Origin of the sequence: Paenibacillus sp. RRE4 (assembly GCF_031844205.1) — a bacterium.
In the GTDB taxonomy this organism is placed as follows: Bacteria; Bacillota; Bacilli; order Paenibacillales; family Paenibacillaceae; genus Paenibacillus; species Paenibacillus xylanexedens_B.
Genome location: NZ_JAUZUT010000001.1, coordinates 2074278 through 2093813, shown reverse-complemented (window position 1 = coordinate 2093813; position 19536 = coordinate 2074278). Strand labels below are relative to the sequence as shown.

Genomic DNA, 19536 nt, shown 5'->3' with positions numbered 1-19536 from the left:
TTCCCGCGTGCTTTATTATGTTCTTATCACTTACCGATCAGCCGAACGGGTAAGTTGAGTTTCCCGATACTCCTGAGGAGTCATACCCGTCTGTTTTTTAAACAGCCTGGTAAACGAATGTGCAGATTCATAACCGACCTGCAGTGCAACTTCCCGCACCATTAACTCATGGTTCATAAGCAACTCCTTGGCCTTGCGGATTCGGGTATCATCAATAAATTCGGATAAATTAATGCCCATCTCCTGTTTGAAAAATCTGGATAGATACGAAGGATTAAAGTGATGCAGTTCTGCCAGTCTTACTAACGTAAGATCTTTTTCCAGATTACTCTTAATATAATTACATAAACTCTGTACGACTATATTCGCACGTTCCTCTTCGTTTGATCGTTTGAAGTTGACCAGTTCATCGGCTGCCAGATAGAGATATTGAACGGCATCTTTCATGCTTGGAAAATGGTCCAAATGCAGAAAACTTCGCTGATCCGGGGTTTTCTGCTTCAGTCCCCAGCGATTAAATGCTCCGTAAAAGGTCAAAGCCAGATGATAATATGTCTCCATGGCTCGCTCCATCGTCATATCCTGTTGAAGGAGCTCTCCCACAAGCTCTTCGAAGATATCATAGAAGGATTGAAAACGTCCTGTCTCCAGATAACCATTCATTGCCTCTACCCGGCTTGAGATCCGCAGTGATTCCTTCGGAGTGCCCGCCTGAGCCTCCTTGTAATTGTCTGTCAGAACCATGGACATGCCATCCCCGACTTTCATCCACTGCAACAAGCGCAGACGCTCATATTGCTGTGGAATCTGGAACCATTCACACCCCCGCCCACTAAGAGTACATGCAATAGACAGGCCAAGTGACGCTAGACACGACTCCTGTACAAGTTCTAACGTACCTTCCAAGTATCTGGCGAAATGCTGATCTGCATCTCGCTGGCCATCTTTGGGCTGTAGTAGCCACACCGTATCCCCATAGTGATCCGTAGCACTGGCACATTCCGTATATTCACTCATCAACGATGTTCCAATAATCCGAATAGAGGATTCAGTACACCCTTGTTCAACTTGTGCCGGTTCATGTAGCTTATTCAATCGTGCAAGCACCAGAAACACCGGAGAATCAGCTTTTAGATGAATCTCCCTCTCCAGTAGTTCAGCCTGAAGTTCAATTAACGAAGCGGCAGTCGAACCTTCCTGAAGAAGCTTTCGGATGTATTCATCCTGCCTAAATGCGGTTAGCCGGGATGTAATCTCGGTTTGCTGTTTCAGAAGATTATGCATATCATGACTTTCCCTGATTTCTTCCATGATCTGCTCCACCATCTGCATCACTTTATCGTATCCTTCCGTCTTCAGCAGGTACCGTACATTGTTCATCTGAAAAGCCTTGTATGCATATTCAAAATCACTATGTCCTGTCAGGAAAATAACACGACACTGCGGCCAGCGGTTTTGAATCTCTTCCGTCAGCTCCAGCCCGCTCATGCCCGGCATACGAATGTCAGTCAACACAATATCAATTCTGGAGCGCCTCATCCAGGAAAGTGCTTCTGCAGCAGAGTAGGCTTTACATACATCCAGCCGATCCGGCATATGTCTCGCAAATGTTTCATACAAACTATCCGTAATGATCTCCTCGTCATCTACAATCAGAAGTCGATACATTCGTGTTCCCCCTCGTTCCACTGGATTCGAATGACAACCTTTAAACCTTGCAACTCACTTCGTGAAAGAAATAGTCCACTTCCTTCGCCAAATGTCAGAACCAAACGCCTATGGATGTTCATTAATCCCGTAATCTCATCCGTCGTTGCCTCACGATGCATGTTATGTTGCAACTTCTCTATGTCTTCTGTCTGGAGATCATGCCCGTTATCTTCCACCGTAATTTCCGCCCATGATGACTCCATATGGAATTGGATACGTAACAGACCTGCGGACGTATTTTTTTCAAGGCTATGCTCATAGGCATTTTCAATAATCGGCTGGATTACGAGTCTGGGAACCTGAATCTGTTGCATTTCCAGCGGAACCTCACCGAATTCTACCTTGATTCGTCTGGAGAATCGCAGTTGCTGGATATCCGTATAAATACGGGAATGATGTACTTCTTCCTTCAGTGGCACATGATCTGTCCCATTACGAGTAATAAAACGAAAATATTCTCCAAGCATATTCGTAAATTGTTCAATACGATCCGTTTCTCCTGTTCGTGCAAGCGAGTTCAGAATAAAGAAACTGTTGTACAAAAAGTGTGGATTAATCTGGGACTGGAGTTGCTTTAATTCAGCTCTTTGCATCATCATCGTTTTTTTGAAATCACGGTCAATCAGCAACTGCAGATTCTCAATCATATGGTTGAAGCGGCCATACAAGAATCCGAACTCGTCTTTGCGATGGTGTACGATCGGAATATCCAGCACCCCGCCCTCCATCTTTTTGAATCTTTTGACCAGCAATAATAAAGGAATGTGAATCAGTTTGTACGTAGAATATAGATAAGCTGAAATCGCAATAAACGACGTGATAGCAAAAATCCATGCCCATTTATAAAACTTGCTCAAGGGTTTGGTGACCATTTTCTCAGGCAAATATGTAGCAATGGATAAACCAAGAGGCTCCATATGATGTTGGTTCACGTGGTACGCTGTATCCTCTACATTTACACGAAAGCTGTCCAGGGGGTTCTTTTGACTATATTCACGGTAGTTTGCAAGAATGATCTCGCGCTCTTCCCGATCTAAAATAGCAAAACCTGTTTTGTCTTCAATAAGAAGGGAAGCACTTTCAGGGTATAGATTAAGTTGAGATAATTCATTCTGAAAAGCAACATTATCCAGTTCCACCTGAACAACAAACAGCGGTGCGTCTCCCATTTTGCCTGTTAAACGGACCGCACTCAGATTCAGGGTATCGTCTTTAACCATGAATCGAATGCTTTCTTCGTGCGTGAATGAACTGAAATAATCGTATGAGGTACTATTAAATTCATCGATGCCCTGCACTGCAGAGATACTCTTGTTGACTGTAGGAATATGTACGTAAACGTTCTTGATATAAACACTGCTGTTTTTGAAAGAGGCAAGCCGTTCGGACAAATAATTTAGTATTTCCCGTTTTTCAATCTGGTCCATATTGTTCCAGAGGATCGCCAGCCGATTCAGCTTTCGGTCCTCTGCAATGTCAAACTGCTGCAACTCCATCCACTCGATCTCCCGGTTAAGTTCTGTCGCGTATTGAGTTAACCGCCTCTCTGTCGATAAAGAAATTTCCTGACTTGCCGTATCGTAGCTCCAGTGGTACAGATACACGCCAAGAAGAATCAAAGGTATGACAAAAACCAGGTAGGTCATAATCAGCCGTGCAAATATACTGTTAAACCACGACTGTGCCGGTATCTTGAACAACGAACTCCCCTCCTGATTTCAGATCAAAGACACCTGCTTTAATAGGATAAAGCGAACGCCTGATGATCCCTGACGGCATCCGTTCTATACCATGCGTTCACCTCCGATGTAATCTCTTTTCCGCCCAGCTCAAGCCAATCTTCTACAAATTGATCGAATTCTTCGATAGGTGATCCATAAATAATATTCATAAATACTTCGAGCTGTAGATCCCGAAGGATAATCTGCCGATCTACCATCGTTTCCGTAATCCCACCTGTGAATTGATCATAAAGAAGCTGTCCATTCATATCGTAATCGTCCGCGATGCTAAACGCACCTGTTGGCCCATAAGTCTGCTTCCATCCCCACCCGCTCTTCAAACCTTCTGATTCATAAGCAACAATTCGCTTGTGGATTGCGAGCGCTTCGTTCTCGAGGATAGAGAAGTCACCTGTTTTGCGTGCATCCCGAATATCTCGATATGCATCTAAATTTTTGGTTCCCGGAAAAGGAGTTACCGGAGACAGCATCCACACCGCACGTGAGTCGTCATTATAGTAGGTTTCATATTCCGCATTCTGTCCCCAGTTTTTGTCCAAGTGCAGATTCATCAGTTTAACGACAACTTCAGGATGGGAAAAACCTTTTCTCACAGCAAAGTAGTTTCCTGTATTGGAACGAAGCGGTACAACCCTGTTTCGACCTGTCTCGGCTACGATCGGATATGCCTGCCATTCTGCTTCCGGATCTTCATCACGGGTAGACTGGACAACAAAAGGAGTCCACTGCTCACCATAGAGCATGCCAATTTTCCCCTGATGAATGAGACGGTATGCCTTGCTTCCATTTTTGTAAGCAAAGTCCGGGTCAAGCTGTCCTTCAAGGTACATGGTCTGTAATACTTCCAACGCCTTGCGCACCTCAGGCTGTATGCCTCCATAGGTCAGGCCGCCTTCGTGATCTTTAATCCAGATGTTCGGAAAAGCACCATACCCGGCCATAAATCCGGAAACGCCCATAACCGGGTCCCAGAGATAACTCGTTAGCGCAAGCCCGTAGGTGTCTTGTTCTCCATTACCATCCGGATCACGCGATGTAAACGCTTCCGAAATTTTCAACACATCTTCTATCGTTTCAGGTGCCTGCAGACCCAATTTACCCAGCCAATCTGTTCTGATCCACAAATACTGTGCCGTTTCAATGGATGAAGAAGATTCGGGGATTGCCATTAGCTTGCCGTTAATCGTAGCTGCATCAAATGCCCCTTTCCCTTCAGCCTCCAAAATATTTTTGGTAAGTGGCGTGGCGAAATCACGATATACTTCCGTCAAATCTTCAATTAAATTGGCATTGCTAAGTTGCCTTAGCTGATATGGGTTAACTCTGACGACATCCGGGAACCGCCCGGCGGCAAGGGAAACCCCTAACTTTTGATTATACACATCGCCCGTTGCAATCCAGTCATACCGAATCTGAATGCCAAGCTCCTGTTCATACAAACGAGTCCAGCGGTTATCGACCAGTGTCTCACCGGGTAGTTGCTCAATCATGCGCTGCAGATCTTCTCCCGTTTCTCTGACAAAAGAAACTTGAATGGGCGGGGAATAGGCCGCCAAAGATGAGGCCTGCTGATCCTTAGATAGGTTGTTGATGTGACCGAAGTCTCCCTGCGTATGTCCAGCAGGTATACACACGGTTAGAAAGATAATAATCGTCCATCTTGTTCTGTACATCCATCGCTTATGCATGGTGACATGCCCCCATTTTGATTGAATGAACGTATCTTTTTCTTTTTTTCCAGAATTGTTATCATTGTACAACATTTGCTCTGTCATGAGTACGAAAAAGCCGCCGTTTGGCGACTTTTATTTACAACTCTGAGCACGTACGGATTTCTGAGCACGACGGATTTACGAAGCGATATGATATTCAAAATCCGAAAAGTCGGCCAAGCCTCCAATCTCTTGTGTGGAGAACAGAAACAATCCAATTCTACAGCCCATGAAATGATCCAGCTTGTAGACCATTTTGTGCGGCGTCCCGAGGCTCTTCCATTCTGACCCATCCAGATAGGCAAAGCGACATTCATCCTGATTATCTACAAAATTGGCCGAGGCTTGCAACTTCACTACAGGCCCTGTTACAGGTATGCGGGCATACTCTGTGGCAGGCTCCTGGTCAATCATACTGCCAAATATGCTGTTATCCTGACTCGCTCTGGCCTGCATAACGAGATAGTACCTGCCTTCATTTTTGGTCATTGCAATCAAACCATACGTGCCAATCAGAAAACATAAACCCGCATAATCACCATCGTTCAGGCCGCTGCCATCTAATGTTACCGAAGCCACACAAGCCGGCCCCATGGCCCGCTGAGTGAGTGTATTCACTGCAAACGTCAGGTTAGGGCTAAGTTGACCCGTTCGAATTCGGTACACTCCCGGTACTTCCGTAACAGACCACAGATCATCATGCGGTGTATGATTCCACTGCCAAACGTCCCGAAGCCGAACCTTACCCTGATCATCCAGCGTATATTCGAAACGATCGCTTGCAACCAGCGGTTGGTAACGGTAGCCCGGCCTTGTGCTAGCTAGATCGATTTGTTTCGGAGCCTCTTTTGCAAATACGGGTACGCCTTCCTGGAAATGCATCGGTACCAGAACCGGAATTCGCCCTACGGCACCATGGTCTTGAAAAAGCACAGCGTACCAGTCACCATCCGGTGTATCCACGATTCCGCCTTGAGCAACCCCTGAATTAAAGTATCCCATATCATCATCGAACACTTCTCCGCCAACAAATGTACCGTCCAGCGTATCCGCCCTGTAACAAGCTTGCGTTCGTCGCCCTGCTTCCTTCGTCATATGAATCAGGAAGACATAATAGATACCTGCAATTTTGTAGAAATGTGCACCTTCATACCCCAAGTAGTGCGGCTGATGGTCTGTCACTAGGATGCGATGCCTCCCTTCCGGCTTGGGGCCGGAGAGATCGGTTTTTAATTCGGTTAAATGAATCTCTCGATTACCATGTACCAGATACACCCGTTCGTCATCATCAAAAAATAACGAGCAGTCGTGGTAGAATCCCTCTACAATCTGTTTATTCCAAGGTCCGGTTATCGTTTCGGAAGTATACAGATACGTTTTACGAGTATCATTGGCCACAAAAATGACGTAGAACTTGCCTTGATGATAACGGAGTGAAGCCGCCCACATGCCTTTTCCATAGATCTGCTGCCCGTTCTCCAGCCGCTGGGCTGGTGTATTATCCAGTCTGTCATACACATACGAAGCTGTTTCCCATTGGATCAGGTCATAAGAGCGCAGGATAACACATCCAGGCATCATATGCATGGTCGTACTGACCATATAATACGTATCTTCTACCCGAATGACGTCCACATCCGGATAATCGGCCCATATAATCGGATTTGAATACATCTTCTAGAACACCTCTTTTTTTGGAGTTCAGCATCATATCTGTTCACTCTGGCTCCAGCTCTCTAATCAGCAAGATAAATCCCTTCCTGATGTTAGGCTTCTTCAAACATCCAGTGGTTTAAAAGAAGGCATGGGTTTTCTTCTGAAGGCTTCAGTACAAGATACAGGTCGTGTTCATGCCGAGCGCCAGTTATTGAAGTCGATGCCTCCATCCATTCTTGACCTTCCGCTGAAGCAGGAATATGCACCTTTCCAATTAAATCGCCGTCTTCTCGTCCTAGTCGAAGTTCAAGAGTACATGATCCACCTTGACTGCATACGGTTGCAGTAAAGCTTGCCGCTCCTTTTTGACCGAAATCCACACGCGAGATCGCAATCCAGCTTCCTCCATGCATCACACTGACAACGTCATCTGGTTTTGGAGACTGGCCTTGTTCTGCTTGCTCCGAACCCGATCCGCTTAATTGACGGGTGATCACTCCCGCATTCCAGCCAATCGTTGACCCGCTGACCTTTTGATATGGATTGAATGATTTCAGTTGCTCTACACCAACGTAATCCGCTTGAATCGCTTTGATTCTTCCACTTGTCTCTTCATACTGCACCTTGTTCAGATGTGTTGAACGATACCCTTCCGGAATATCCATCGCCTGGCACAGAGTCTGCGCATGATAAGCAATATACCACTCATTCCCCAGTGGGAAGATGGCATGATGATTGTTACCGCCAATCCCGAAGAAGTGACCCGGGTTTTTGAGGATTGTTCCCTGATACGTCCATGGACCCATCGGCTGCGCACTTGTCATGTATGCAATTTCTCCCGGGGGCGGACTATCCTCGTCACGTTCCACTTGGAAAAAGTTAGAGCAATAAGTGTAATAATAGATGTTATCATACTTATGTATCCCCGAATTTTCAAACATAAAGGGAGCAGGAATGATCTTGGCCTTGCCCTCAACGCTGACCATATCCTTTCCAAGTCTCATCACTCTCGCCGTGTCCGGACGCTCTGGTTTCCCCTCAGGCACGCCTCCACCAAAATAAAGATAAGCTTGATGGTCATCATCCACAAGAACAGCAGGATCAAATAACCAGGTTACGTCTTCGACACCCGGCGTTTCTCTCGTCACCAGTGCTTTTCCGATTGGGTCTGTCCAAGGGCCGATAGGTGTTGGTGCGCTCAAAACACCAATACCGCTGGCATTATTGGCAAAATATAAATAAAAACGATCTTCGCCATTCAAACTGCGATGTGCAGCTGCTGGAGCCCAAGATTGGGAAGCCCATGTAGCTGCCCCTTCTGGACCTGCTACCTTGATCTCCCCATGATCTGTCCAGTTGATCAAATCATCCGATGAGATGACTGTAATTTTATTGATCGACTGATAACTGTTTTTCTGAGGAATCTCATTCGCATCATACTCCAGTTTATCACTGGTCATATAGAGGTAGACCCGGTTATTAAACACAAGTGCATATGGATCAGCTCCGAATTTATGTGCCATTAGAGGATTGGCGTTGGGACGAAGCTTCCCAATCTCCTTTTGTATATGTCGTGAGTGACCCGATAAGCCAGCTTCAGGCTTCTGCTCGTCAGCTTGTGCCATCGTTTCTTTATTCATTTCATTTCCTCCCGTGAATAGAATAGATCTTGCCATTATCTTCAAATCTACTTTGATATCTAATATTAGGGCATACCAAATAGAAAGCGTTTGCAAATCAAACGTTTTCATGATAATATGATTACATTTTAGGTGAAACTAAGTCCAATTTCATTGCGTAGTTTGCTTGTTTTATTGCGCGAAATGACAGGAGGTACTTCTACGATATGTCTTCTGATTATTTTTATGATGCGATCCAGCCAGAGCTTTTGTACCGCCATCCCCTAACAACCTACAGGTACGATTCCAGTTATCACCGCCACAACGCGTATGAAATCTACTTATTCCTGCAAGGGAATGTGCACTTTTATGTCGATCATCGTTGTTATCCCATGCAGCGTGGCGACTTACTTGTCATTTCTCCTGAGGAGATGCATCGGACACTTATTGTAGACGAGAGTGAATATGAGCGGATCACGATTAACCTCAAGAAAACCTATGTGTGCCAGCTATCCACAGTTTTGACGAATTTATTATCCTGTTTTGATCATCGCCCTGACGGAAGTGGCAACATCATTCATCTGAATGAGAACCAGCTAAATCAGCTTCTGTATTGGACCCGTCAGATTGAAGAATCCGCTGATTCTAACAGATATGGTGCAGACGTGCAGACCAATGCTGCTATGGCACAACTACTTGTTCTGATCAACCAGTGGTTTCAGCATAATTCCTTTGTACCTCAAGACATCATGCCAGATTTGGTACGCAGAACGATGGAATATATCGATAATCATATTACTCAAAATATTACACTTGGCAAACTGGCCGAGGAGTTCTATATGAACAGCACCTCTGTCAGCCGCCAGTTTAAAAAACATACCGGACTTACACTTCGTTCATATATTCTAGGCCGGCGCATCGAACTAGCCAAATTACTTCTGACCGATGGCATGAGCATCACTGACGTCTGCTTCCAGTCCGGCTTTAGTGACTATGCCAACTTTATTCGAAGCTTTACCAAAATCGTTGGGATTTCACCGGGAAAATATATGAAACATCGGCAAGCCGAGGTTAGAATTGATTTGTTGCCGCAAACCGATTACCATTAAGAGCATTGTCATGATTAAAAGGAGATCAAAACATGCTTTTAAGAAAATGGTTGTATCCACTCTTCATTTTACTTTCCGTATTGCTGGTTGCGGGTTGTAGCTCACAGTTCATTACCAATACCGATGCCAATACCAGTTCTCACGCTGGTCAGCCCTCCAAAAAGACGGGATTTCAGGAGGTCGCCGATTATATCAAAGAGCATCATGAACTTCCGCCCAATTATATTACGAAAAAAGAAGCTCGTAAGCTGGGCTGGGAGCCTAGTGAAGGCAATCTCGGTCAGGTGGCTCCAGGAAAGAGCATCGGCGGTGACGTATTCAGAAATCGCGAAGGGTTACTTCCCAATAAAAAAGGTCGGATCTGGTACGAGGCGGATATCCATTATACTGGTGGAAAACGCGGAAGCGACCGGATTCTATATTCAAATGACGGTCTGATCTATCACACCACCGATCATTATAAGACCTTTCAACAGATCAAATAACGGAGGAACACATGAATATCATTCAAATCGACGGTCGTTACCTTCTTAATAGGGAATCACTCCATCAGTCGTTACAGGATAAATTGAATCTGGACGAACACTACGGACACAATCTGGACGCTCTATGGGATGCCTTGACAGCTGAAGTCAAAATGCCGCTGACAATTCGCTGGAGTCATTTTGATGTAAGCAGAGAAAAGCTCGGGGATTATGCAGAGCAGGTGGTTGATTTGATGCGCGAAGCAGAGCAAGAGATTGATGAATTCACATTCGAGTTATGTTCGTAGTAAAACAGGCTGCCTAAGAGCAGCCTGTTTTACTAACTTCTACGATCTTCTATTTACTTCTATTCACTTCTAATTACTTCTTTTCCTCGTTCTTCTCGTTCTTCTCTTCCTTATTTCTATTCTTGCTTCTTACCTTCTTGCTTTATTCTCTTCATTAACATCTGTGTTTACGGTTGAACAACAAATGTTGTTACACTTTGGGCTGGCAGGTCCGCCGAGAATCCGTTGCCGGAAATCTGCAGGGCGGAGCCGGCCGCCAGATTGCGTGTGCTGTCCGTTACCCAGGAGGATACAGCCGAGGCTGTTCCATTTTGCACAGTAAACCGCTGATTCACGCTTGAAGTGTTTTTGTTGATGGCTACGATAACAATCTTGTTATCCGCTCCCTTGTATGCCGACACAAACACGCCGTTTGCCGGATTTTTGGTAGCATCTACTCTGACATCACCCGGACGCACGAATTTGGAGTAATGAGCCATACTATAGCCACGTTTACTTATCGTTCCATCCTCTTTAATCGGTCCATAATGTCTGCGGATATACCACCATACATACGTCTGAAAATTACCTTCTACCATCGCATTATACATATGCTCCGCTACTCCTAAAGCTTCAGGCCAGCGATCCGCGGAATTGGTCTCACTGTTCGGATAGTATACCTCTGTCATCCAAAGCTCTTTTCCTGCTCCCTTTTGTTCGAATAACGGATATGGAAAGTCGCTGTATTGTGTACCATACGTATGCGCCCCCAGAATATCCATGTTCGCAAGGGCTTGCGGATCATTCAAAATAGGGTCCGACATGTTTTTCACATAAGAGAAGGATTCCGGGGCAATGACCCGATTGTTGATGGAACCCGCGTTTTCTTTCATGAAACGAAGCATTTCCTCCGGAGACCACCATGTCCAGTCATGGGCATAGTCCGGCTCGTTTTGTACGGAAATCGCGTACAGGTTCACGCCGTTATTTTTCATAAATGTATCAAATTCATTCAAATATTGAGCGTAAGCCTCGTACTTGTCGTACTTGAGTCGTTTGGCCTGTGTAATCTGCGTATATGCAGTTACGTTGATGTTGTCAATGTTCGGTCCACCCGTTCCCGTAGTAACCAGCTTCAACGTGCTTGTGCCATTGACCATCGGTACCTGAATCGACTTGTCCTTCCATGTGTTTCCACTACCTGTAGCTTCAAATGGCACGTTACTAAGCGCTAATGAGCCGTTCACGTAAACATCCAGGTTACTCGTTCCTGATGGAAGTGAATATCGAATCTTAATGTTTTTGGTGCCCGTGCTGCCAATCAGAATCGTATTCCACTGAACAGCCGAGCCGCTCGCATTTTGGAAAGAAACATAACCTGATCCTGTATACCCTGTAAAAGAACTGCCCGCTACTGCACCAGTCAATGTTGTCAAGGATTCAGCTTCATACGTCGAACCACCACCCGAAGTCGTGCCGATGGTGACCAGTTCCGTCATATCTGTTGGTGGATTCCAAGGAGATGCAAATACAATCGCACCATGTTCAATCGCTTTTTTGGCTGTGTCCACTTCCCGTTGCCAGTTGTTCCTGTTCTCATCAATCGGAATTCGTAGTACAGAAAATCCAAGCTGGTTAGGTCCATTGCCAAAGGCCGTTTCCCGCTCAGAAGCAGTGAGATCACCAATCCAGCCGGAATGCGTCATACCTCCAAAACCCCGAATCACTTGTTTGGATGAAGCTACATTAATTACAGCATCGTTTGCAGCAGACACTTTGGAAGAAACGGGTACGTAAAACAGGGGCAGTGCTGTCATAGCTGCAAGCATTGTACAGAGTGTTTTTTTGATCAAAGCATTCACGATCTCTCATCTCCCGACCATTAGATTCGAACACAACAACCTCAACCTTAACCTCACTTTTATCCCTTTACGCCTCCAATAGTCATCCCTTGTACAAAATATTTCTGCAGGAAAGGATAAACCATCAGAATTGGAACGCTTGCAATAATGGTCATCGTTGCCCGAATTGAAGTTGGTGTCACGGCGATGCCACTGTTATCGGCAGATTGATACACATCACTTGCCGATGACGTTGCCGAAGTTGTGGATGTCTGCAAAATCTTCATCAGTTCATATTGAAGTGTGCTTAATTCCTTGTTAGATGAGTTATAGAGAAACACGTCAAACCAGGAATTCCATTGACCCACTGCCACGAAAAGAGAAACCGTTGCCATCGCTGGAATCGTCAACGGCAGCACCACTCGCATAAATGTCGTAAATTCTCCGGCTCCGTCAATACGGGCCGATTCCAGAATGCCCTCGGGCAATCCTTCGATAAAGGAACGAATGACGATCATATTGAACACACCGATTACACCCGGAATGATGTAAACCCAGAAAGAGCCAATCAGTCCGAGATCACGAATCAACAAGTACCCTGGAATGAGTCCTCCGCTGAAATACATCGTGAAGACAAAAAACATCGTAACAAACTTACGAAGTACAAATTCCTGCCGGCTGAGTGTATAGGCAAGCATCGCGGTACAGAAAACGGAGACAATCGTTCCGATAATTGTGCGCAGTGCCGAGATCAGCGTGGCATGATAAATGTCGGATTCTCCGAAGATATATTTGTAATTATCCAGTGTCCACTCCCGTGGCCACAGATAGATCCCTCCGCGTATGGCGTCATTCGCATCATTGAGAGATACAGCTATCATATTGATAAACGGATAGATCGTAACAATCATCAAGCAGATCATAAATGTGATGTTAATCGCATCAAACGCCCGATCCCCGGCGCTGCTGTTCCGCAAGCGGGATGATTTTGCTTTTGGCATGGCCTAGGCCTCCTCTTAGAATAGTCTGCTTTCTCCCATTTTTTTGGCGATATAATTGGCGGTGAAGAGGAAGATGAAGCTGACCACAGTTTTGAAAATCCCTGCTGCTGTACCCAAGGAGAAGTTCCCCATTCCCAAACCATACTTCAAGACAAAGATATCCAGGTTTTCTGAATAGTCCATGTTCATTCCGTTGCCCAGCAAATACTGAGGTTCAAATCCCGATTCCAGAATGCTACCCATATTCATAATGAGCAATATGACGATAACCGGTTTTAAGCCTGGCAATGTAATGTACAGCATACGTTTAAAACGACTGGCTCCGTCAATCTCAGCCGCCTCGTACTGAGCAGGATCGATGGCTGTAATCGCCGCCAGATAGATGATCGTGTTCCAGCCCACGTCTTTCCATACCTCGGTGGCCCCCAGGATACCCCAGAAATACTCACCTTTTCCCATCCACAACACCGGACTATCGATCAGGTGGAGTTTCATAAGTATCAGGTTGATAATCCCATCAGGTGACAATACGGTCAGCACGATACTTGAAGCAACAACCCAAGAAATGAAGTGAGGCAAATAACTGACGGTTTGTACAAAACGTTTAAAAATGATATTTTTCAATTCATTCAAAAGAAGTGCCAAGGTAATCGCTGTGACAAACCCAAGCACCAATTTAATAGAACTCATCACCAGCGTATTTCGCAGCACTCGATAGAACGTATTATCTTCAAACAGCGTCTGAAAATGCTTCATCCCCACCCATTGTTGATCCGCGAAAGCTCGTGCCGGTTTGAAGTTCTGGAACGCCATCGTCCATCCCCATAACGGCAAATATTTGAATACAAACGCCCATATCACAAAGGGAATGCACATAAAAGCCAATGTACGCTGCTGAAGCAGTCGTTTGTAAAAACTGGTTTCGCTTTTCCCTTTTCGACGGGAAGTCGGCGGAATCGGTTGGAGAGTTACATTAGGTTCCTCCATGATGCGGTTACTCCTTTCCCTATCTGTTATTCATGCGCGGAGAGAGTGAATACGGAGATATTCACCAGAAAGTGATTCCCTTTCTCTCCAGCGCACGTAACAGTTTATTTTATATGGTCTTGATTAAATCACCATTTACCTGCGACACGATTTTGAATGACTTCGGTCATCTTTTTCTCGTAGCCTGCTTTATCCAGCTTGCTAAATTCAGCCATGTAAGCATTCCACAGGTTATCAAAGTTCGAAGGTGCACTCAAAATCATCTCAGGCAAGTACTTGCGCTGTATGTCATCCGATTTGGTGGTGAAAACTTGTTCAGGCGAACCTTGTTCGAGCGCAATAGACCATGCCGGGAACCAAGGACGTTCCTCTGGTTTATTGAACAGCTCACTGAACGTCTTGATCCCATAGGCATCGAGGAATTTTTTGTCCCCTTCCGTATATGTTCCTGCTACAACTTCTGGCTGATTGCCTGGATTAAATGCGTTCCCATCGGACAGAGTCGATTCTCCGCCATAACGCGGCCAGTCATTACTGAAATAGGTAAATCCGAATTTACGGCCAAGCTCCACATCGTCGTGAATTCTACGTTGTTCATCATTCGCATAATAATAGCGCCCTTTTTCATCTACACTGTATGTCTGATCTTTGATCCCCCACTGGATCAGGATCTGATTCTCTTCTTTGAGCAAATTATCAAAATACTTGATGATCCGTTCCGGGTCTTTCGCATTTACGGTAATACCCGTAGCATAGTTGTTTACGAAGCCAGGAGGATCAATGTATTGATCTTTGATGCTTTTGTCGAAGACAATGGGAAGAGGTGCATAGCGCTTCTCATCTATGCCTGCTGCGAGCAAGTTTTTGGTTGCGTCTCCAACCTGCCAAGCGTAGTTAAAATAACCGAGAACACGACCCGAGGTCAGTTTCGCCAAATATTGATCCTTGTTCATTGTGAAGGATTCCGGATCAAGCAAGCCTTTTGCGTTAATTTCATTCAGCTTTTTGATCCAGCGTTTCTGTTCTTCCGTACCGGAAACGGTCCTTGCGACATGAGTTTGCATGTCTACCATAACGCCGCCGTCGTTAGGATATCCAGCAAGGTGCATGGCTGGATTTTGCAGGGTGAAAAAGTTATTGGCTACGCCAGCAAGAGATACAAACCCGATCGTTTCGGCTCCATCCACTGTCGGGTGCTTCTTCTTATAATCCTCGATCAGATCGAAATATTCATCCAGCGTCGTAATTTTAGGATAATTAAATTCCTTCAATACAGAACGTTGAATCCAGAAAGCCCCCCCGCCAATGTTAGGGCTACCTGAATATTCACCTTGGTTAGCTGTGTATGGCAACGCGTAAATTTTACCGTCTTCAGGATTTCTCATTTTATCGAAGTACGGGCCATACACTTTCTTAATATTCGGACCGTATTTTTCGATCAGATCATCTAACGGAATGTAAGCTCCGGCATCCAGCAATTTTGACATTTCTCCGCTGGAGGCAATGACGTCAGGATAATCTCCGGATGCAATCATCACGCCAGCCTTGGTCGCACTGTCACCGACCAGATATTCCAATTTAAAATCTACACCTGTCTGCTTCTGCAGTTCTTTACCAATCGTTGTTTCACTTGCCAAAGTATCTTTCTTACCCGAAGAAAACATGTAATATGAAAATGTAACCGGGCTGTTATCATCTTCTTTTGCTGTAGACGAAGCCCCTGGAGAAGAGCTGCCTGACGAGCACCCGGCCAACAGGGAGGCCAGCAATACGGCTAATCCTGTCGTTTTCAAAAGCGGTTTTAACATGTGTTTTGTTCCCCCTTTTTAGTTAAACGGTGTATGTAAGCATTTTCAATATATCAAGATAACGCTTTCATAGTTACCCATCAAAGTGTACATTGTTCTTTAAAAAGTATATCGAACCATCATTTACCTTTCGGGCTCTTCCCCATCTAGTGGGAGCCTGATTTGGATACTCGTTCCCTTGTCTTCCTCTGATTGAATGGAAAAAGAGAATCGATCTTTGTAACAAAGTTTCAACCGGCTATAGGCATTTTTCATCCCGACATGCTCACCTATATCCATATTCTGTTCCAGATATCCTACCAATTCTTTCAATCTCGCTGAGGACATGCCAATACCGTTATCCTCCAGGCAAATATGAAGATTCTTACCCTCCAATTGAACAAAAAGCCGAATAACCCCTTCTCCCGGTGTAGATTCAATGCCATGTATGCTGGCGTTTTCCACAAACGGCAGGATGACCATCTTTGGTATTCGGTACTTTAACGCGACAGGATCAGCTTCAATATAATACTGAAGTTTTTCTCCAAAGCGATATTTCTGGATTTGCAAAAAGCTTTCAATTAGCTCCAGTTCCTCCTTCACGGTCACGTCATGCTGATTCCAGCTAATGGACTTACGGAACATTTTGGCCATATGATGCACAATCTTAGCCGTCTCTTTTTCGCCCTTGATCAGACTCCGCATTCGCACAGATTCAAGCGTGTTAAACAGGAAATGAGGATTAATCTGACTATGTAACGCATGAAGCTGCGCCTGCTGCTGTTTGAGCTCCAGGTCTTTTTTTTGAATATCCGCAAGGTATACTTCATCAATAAGATTCCGAATCGTCTCGGTCATCCGGTTGAATTCGGTTGTCAATTGACCAATCTCGTCCCTTGCATCTTCAGGAGGAATGGTCTGGAAATTTTGTGTTTTTACTTTCTTCATATGTTTGAGAATACGTACCAGCCTAACGTGAATGGAGCGGGACATCGCCGCAATGATAATCGAAGGCAACACGAAATTGATACATGCCAGCCAGACGACGAAGGATCGTGATTTACGAACTTCCTGTAACACGATTTCCTCATCCATCACACCTTGCAGGGACCACCCTTCCAAATAGTTAATGCCAGAATAGACACGATCAAATCGAATGGTTTTATTGGGGAATTCCAATTTTCCGTACAGCTGTCCAATTGAAACATTCTCTGTGCTCATATCATTCGAGAAGCGAATGTGGCCTCCTGGATCAACCAAATACACTTTGCCATCGAATCCGCTGTTGCGAAACTGCTCTTGAAGTAGATCCATATTAAAGTCAATTTTGAGTAATTGTTCGATACCGCCCGTGTCCTGATTATTTAACCTCTGTACGAGGCTTAACATCTGATCGGTTGCAATCAAGGTTGGATAAGGTACGGCATTATTCTGTAATTGCTTATACCAGCTACTGTTGCGAACCGCTTCATTTAAGCGTTCAATGTATCCTGAGGACAAAATTGTTGGATTATCTGTATATACTTGGTACCAGCGAATGCCTTGACTCAGTTGACCGGAAAACTCTCCTTTGAGATAGGAGTTATATGCCCGAATATACTCCGAGTTACTTTCAAACGAACGAGATAACGTGTCATTAAATACTGGATCAGCATAGAGCGAATAAGACAGACCCACCCCTTGGTCAATCGTTACACGCAATTCGTTTTTCAGGTTGTTTAACGCCATTCCGGCATCACGACTTTTCTGATTACGGATATTAGCTGTGGTTACTTGATAAAAAACGACATTCGTTACAACAATCGGGATGAATACGGATAACACGTACATCAGCAATAATTTATCCCGAAGCTTCATGTAGTTCCATTTCCACCTGATCATTGGGCCCCCCGCTGTCCATCCTCTTTCAGAAGATTGCGGTAAGTTGTTGGCGTCATATTAACGATTTTCTCAAACTGGGTCACAAAATAATCCGCATTCTGAAATCCGATCCGGGCGGCCACCTCATACATTCGCAGATCCGTCTGGCGAAGCAACTTCTGGGCTTCCTGAATGCGGAGATTGAGCAGATATTCATTAAAATATTGATTGTAGCTTTTACGGAAGAGCCGGCCAAGATAGACCGGATTCATGTAAAACTGGGCTGCAATGCTTTTGAGACTGATATTCTCCTTATAATGGGCATCAATATATCGCTTGATCTTGTTGATGTCTCCTTTGGACTGCTCCAGCCGCAGTTGCGCAATATATTCCTCCGCTTCCTCCAATGCAGCTAAAAATGCAACTTTTAATAGTCGTAAATTCCATCCATCCTGACCTTGCTCTGCTAATAACTTGAGTTTCTGTAATCCTTCGTCCGTGCCTCCCATTTCGTGCACAACCGCGAGTATACCCGTAATGCAGCGCAACAGAGAACCTGTAACAGCCTGGGTAGAAAACCGGCGCGAGTGAAACTTGTTGAACATCTCGTACACAATGTCATGACAAACCTCACGATTTCGCTCTTCAAGGCTTAGAATCAGGGGGTCAACCTCTTGCTGATTTATGTTAAATACGTATAACGCTTTATCTTTCACTTCTGTATAATGGACAACACTTCCAGGCTCTGCAAATTTATGCTTGTATGCTTCCTCTGCTTCCCCGTAAGACCGGGGTGCATCGCTCATGTCATCTACCAATGTACCTGCATACAAGCCTACATCCGCGCCAAGATGGTCGCTGAGCATGTTTTGAATCCATTGAATCTTCTCGACTATACGTTGTTTTGGTGAGGGTTCCTTCAATAGAACAATCAAGGCAAATCTACCTAGTTGCTCCTCAATAACGTATAGGTTGAACCGATGATCTGCCAACGGATGAAGGATTTCATTAACCTGGTGAAGAGTCACTTTCCGATGCTCTGAACCCGTTTGTAGTTCAAACAGCACAATGATCAATGACGTCTGATGGTCAATACCTAACATTTCTGCATACCGGATCTCATCTTCTTTTCGAATCTGACCCTTAATCATATCTTTTAACATTATTCGGTTGGCTTGTCCTTCCTCCAAAAATACATGTTTTCGCTTATTCTGGATCAGGTTAGCCGCCTTCTGCAGCGTTGCGGTCATTTCTTCGTCATCAATCGGTTTAAGGATGTAATCCTGGACGCCGTACCTTATCGCTTGTTGTGCGTATTTGAAATCATGGTAACCGCTAATGATAATAAATACAGGCTCTAGCGTAGGTGACTTGTCAACAGCACGAATGAGCTCGAGTCCATCCAGGATAGGCATTCGGATATCTGTAATTATGACATCGGGACGTAGACACTCTGCCTTATTCAGCGCCTCCAGTCCATTCTCTGCTTCCCCCGCAATCTCCATACCAAGACTATGCCAATCAATCAGTTCATGCATCCCTTTACGGATATACATCTCATCGTCGACCAGAAGTACTTTTAACATATTATTTTCCCCTTCCCTTCAAGCAAAATCGTTGAATGAAATCAACAAAAGAACCTATATTCCAATTATAGTTAGAAACCGCTTACATTTCTGCGCCTATTTGCACAAGATTGTTACCATTCTATCGTTTGGCGTTTGCAAATTCATTGCGCGAATCGCTGATTTTATTGCGCCA

General features: G+C 44.8%; 14 protein-coding genes and 1 pseudogene. 3 read left to right on the top strand and 12 right to left on the bottom strand.

Annotated elements, in window-relative coordinates:
• Window positions 1-30: 30 nt before the first annotated feature.
• The 5 genes from Q9R46_RS09445 to Q9R46_RS09425 all read right to left on the bottom strand — a co-directional run bounded on the left by Q9R46_RS09445 (window position 31) and on the right by Q9R46_RS09425 (window position 8460).
• Window positions 31-1668, bottom strand: a complete 1638-nt coding sequence (locus Q9R46_RS09445; RefSeq protein ID WP_311279818.1) for a response regulator — start codon at window positions 1666-1668, stop codon at window positions 31-33.
• On the bottom strand, window positions 1653-3410 hold the full coding sequence (locus Q9R46_RS09440; protein ID WP_311279817.1) for a sensor histidine kinase: 1758 nt from the start codon (window positions 3408-3410) through the stop codon (window positions 1653-1655). Before Q9R46_RS09440 ends, Q9R46_RS09445 begins: the two co-directional genes overlap by 16 nt.
• Window positions 3411-3448: 38 nt before the next feature.
• Window positions 3449-5140, bottom strand: coding sequence for an extracellular solute-binding protein (locus tag Q9R46_RS09435; RefSeq protein ID WP_311279816.1), 1692 nt, complete (start codon window positions 5138-5140; stop codon window positions 3449-3451).
• 162 nt (window positions 5141-5302) lie between these two features.
• Complete coding sequence (locus tag Q9R46_RS09430; RefSeq protein ID WP_311279815.1) at window positions 5303-6838, bottom strand: glycoside hydrolase family 43 protein; 1536 nt, start codon at window positions 6836-6838, stop codon at window positions 5303-5305.
• A gap of 92 nt (window positions 6839-6930) precedes the next feature.
• Window positions 6931-8460, bottom strand: coding sequence for a glycoside hydrolase family 43 protein (locus Q9R46_RS09425; protein ID WP_311279814.1), 1530 nt, complete (start codon window positions 8458-8460; stop codon window positions 6931-6933).
• 206 nt (window positions 8461-8666) lie between these two features.
• Between Q9R46_RS09425 and Q9R46_RS09420 the strand changes: the two genes are divergently transcribed.
• The 3 genes from Q9R46_RS09420 to Q9R46_RS09410 are packed head-to-tail and all read left to right on the top strand — an operon-like array spanning window position 8667 to window position 10320.
• On the top strand, window positions 8667-9548 hold the full coding sequence (locus Q9R46_RS09420) for a helix-turn-helix domain-containing protein (protein ID WP_311279813.1): 882 nt from the start codon (window positions 8667-8669) through the stop codon (window positions 9546-9548).
• 32 nt (window positions 9549-9580) lie between these two features.
• Window positions 9581-10033, top strand: a complete 453-nt coding sequence (locus Q9R46_RS09415) for a ribonuclease domain-containing protein (protein WP_311279812.1) — start codon at window positions 9581-9583, stop codon at window positions 10031-10033.
• A gap of 11 nt (window positions 10034-10044) precedes the next feature.
• Window positions 10045-10320, top strand: a complete 276-nt coding sequence (locus Q9R46_RS09410) for a barstar family protein (RefSeq protein ID WP_311279811.1) — start codon at window positions 10045-10047, stop codon at window positions 10318-10320.
• A 167-nt stretch (window positions 10321-10487) separates the two neighbouring features.
• On the opposite strand, the gene Q9R46_RS09405 is transcribed toward Q9R46_RS09410, so the two are convergent.
• From Q9R46_RS09405 to Q9R46_RS09375, 7 genes and pseudogenes are all read right to left on the bottom strand, one after another.
• On the bottom strand, window positions 10488-11798 hold the full coding sequence (locus tag Q9R46_RS09405) for a carbohydrate-binding protein (protein ID WP_397386368.1): 1311 nt from the start codon (window positions 11796-11798) through the stop codon (window positions 10488-10490).
• Window positions 11790-12128, bottom strand: a pseudogene (locus Q9R46_RS28655) (hypothetical protein); the annotation flags it as partial. The pseudogene Q9R46_RS28655 and the gene Q9R46_RS09405, both read right to left, overlap by 9 nt.
• Before the next feature lie 92 nt (window positions 12129-12220).
• Complete coding sequence (locus Q9R46_RS09395; protein WP_311279810.1) at window positions 12221-13141, bottom strand: carbohydrate ABC transporter permease; 921 nt, start codon at window positions 13139-13141, stop codon at window positions 12221-12223.
• Between the two features lie 15 nt (window positions 13142-13156).
• The gene (locus Q9R46_RS09390) at window positions 13157-14128 is read right to left on the bottom strand and encodes an ABC transporter permease (RefSeq protein WP_145330708.1); all 972 of its coding nucleotides are present in this window, start codon (window positions 14126-14128) and stop codon (window positions 13157-13159) included.
• Between the two features lie 128 nt (window positions 14129-14256).
• On the bottom strand, window positions 14257-15936 hold the full coding sequence (locus Q9R46_RS09385; RefSeq protein WP_311279809.1) for an ABC transporter substrate-binding protein: 1680 nt from the start codon (window positions 15934-15936) through the stop codon (window positions 14257-14259).
• A gap of 123 nt (window positions 15937-16059) precedes the next feature.
• Entirely contained in the window at window positions 16060-17796 is a 1737-nt protein-coding gene (locus Q9R46_RS09380) for a sensor histidine kinase (protein WP_311279808.1), read from the bottom strand.
• Window positions 17793-19361 (bottom strand): response regulator, encoded by a 1569-nt coding sequence (locus tag Q9R46_RS09375; protein ID WP_311279807.1) that lies wholly within the window; start codon window positions 19359-19361, stop codon window positions 17793-17795. Before Q9R46_RS09375 ends, Q9R46_RS09380 begins: the two co-directional genes overlap by 4 nt.
• Between the last annotated feature and the right edge of the window lie 175 nt (window positions 19362-19536).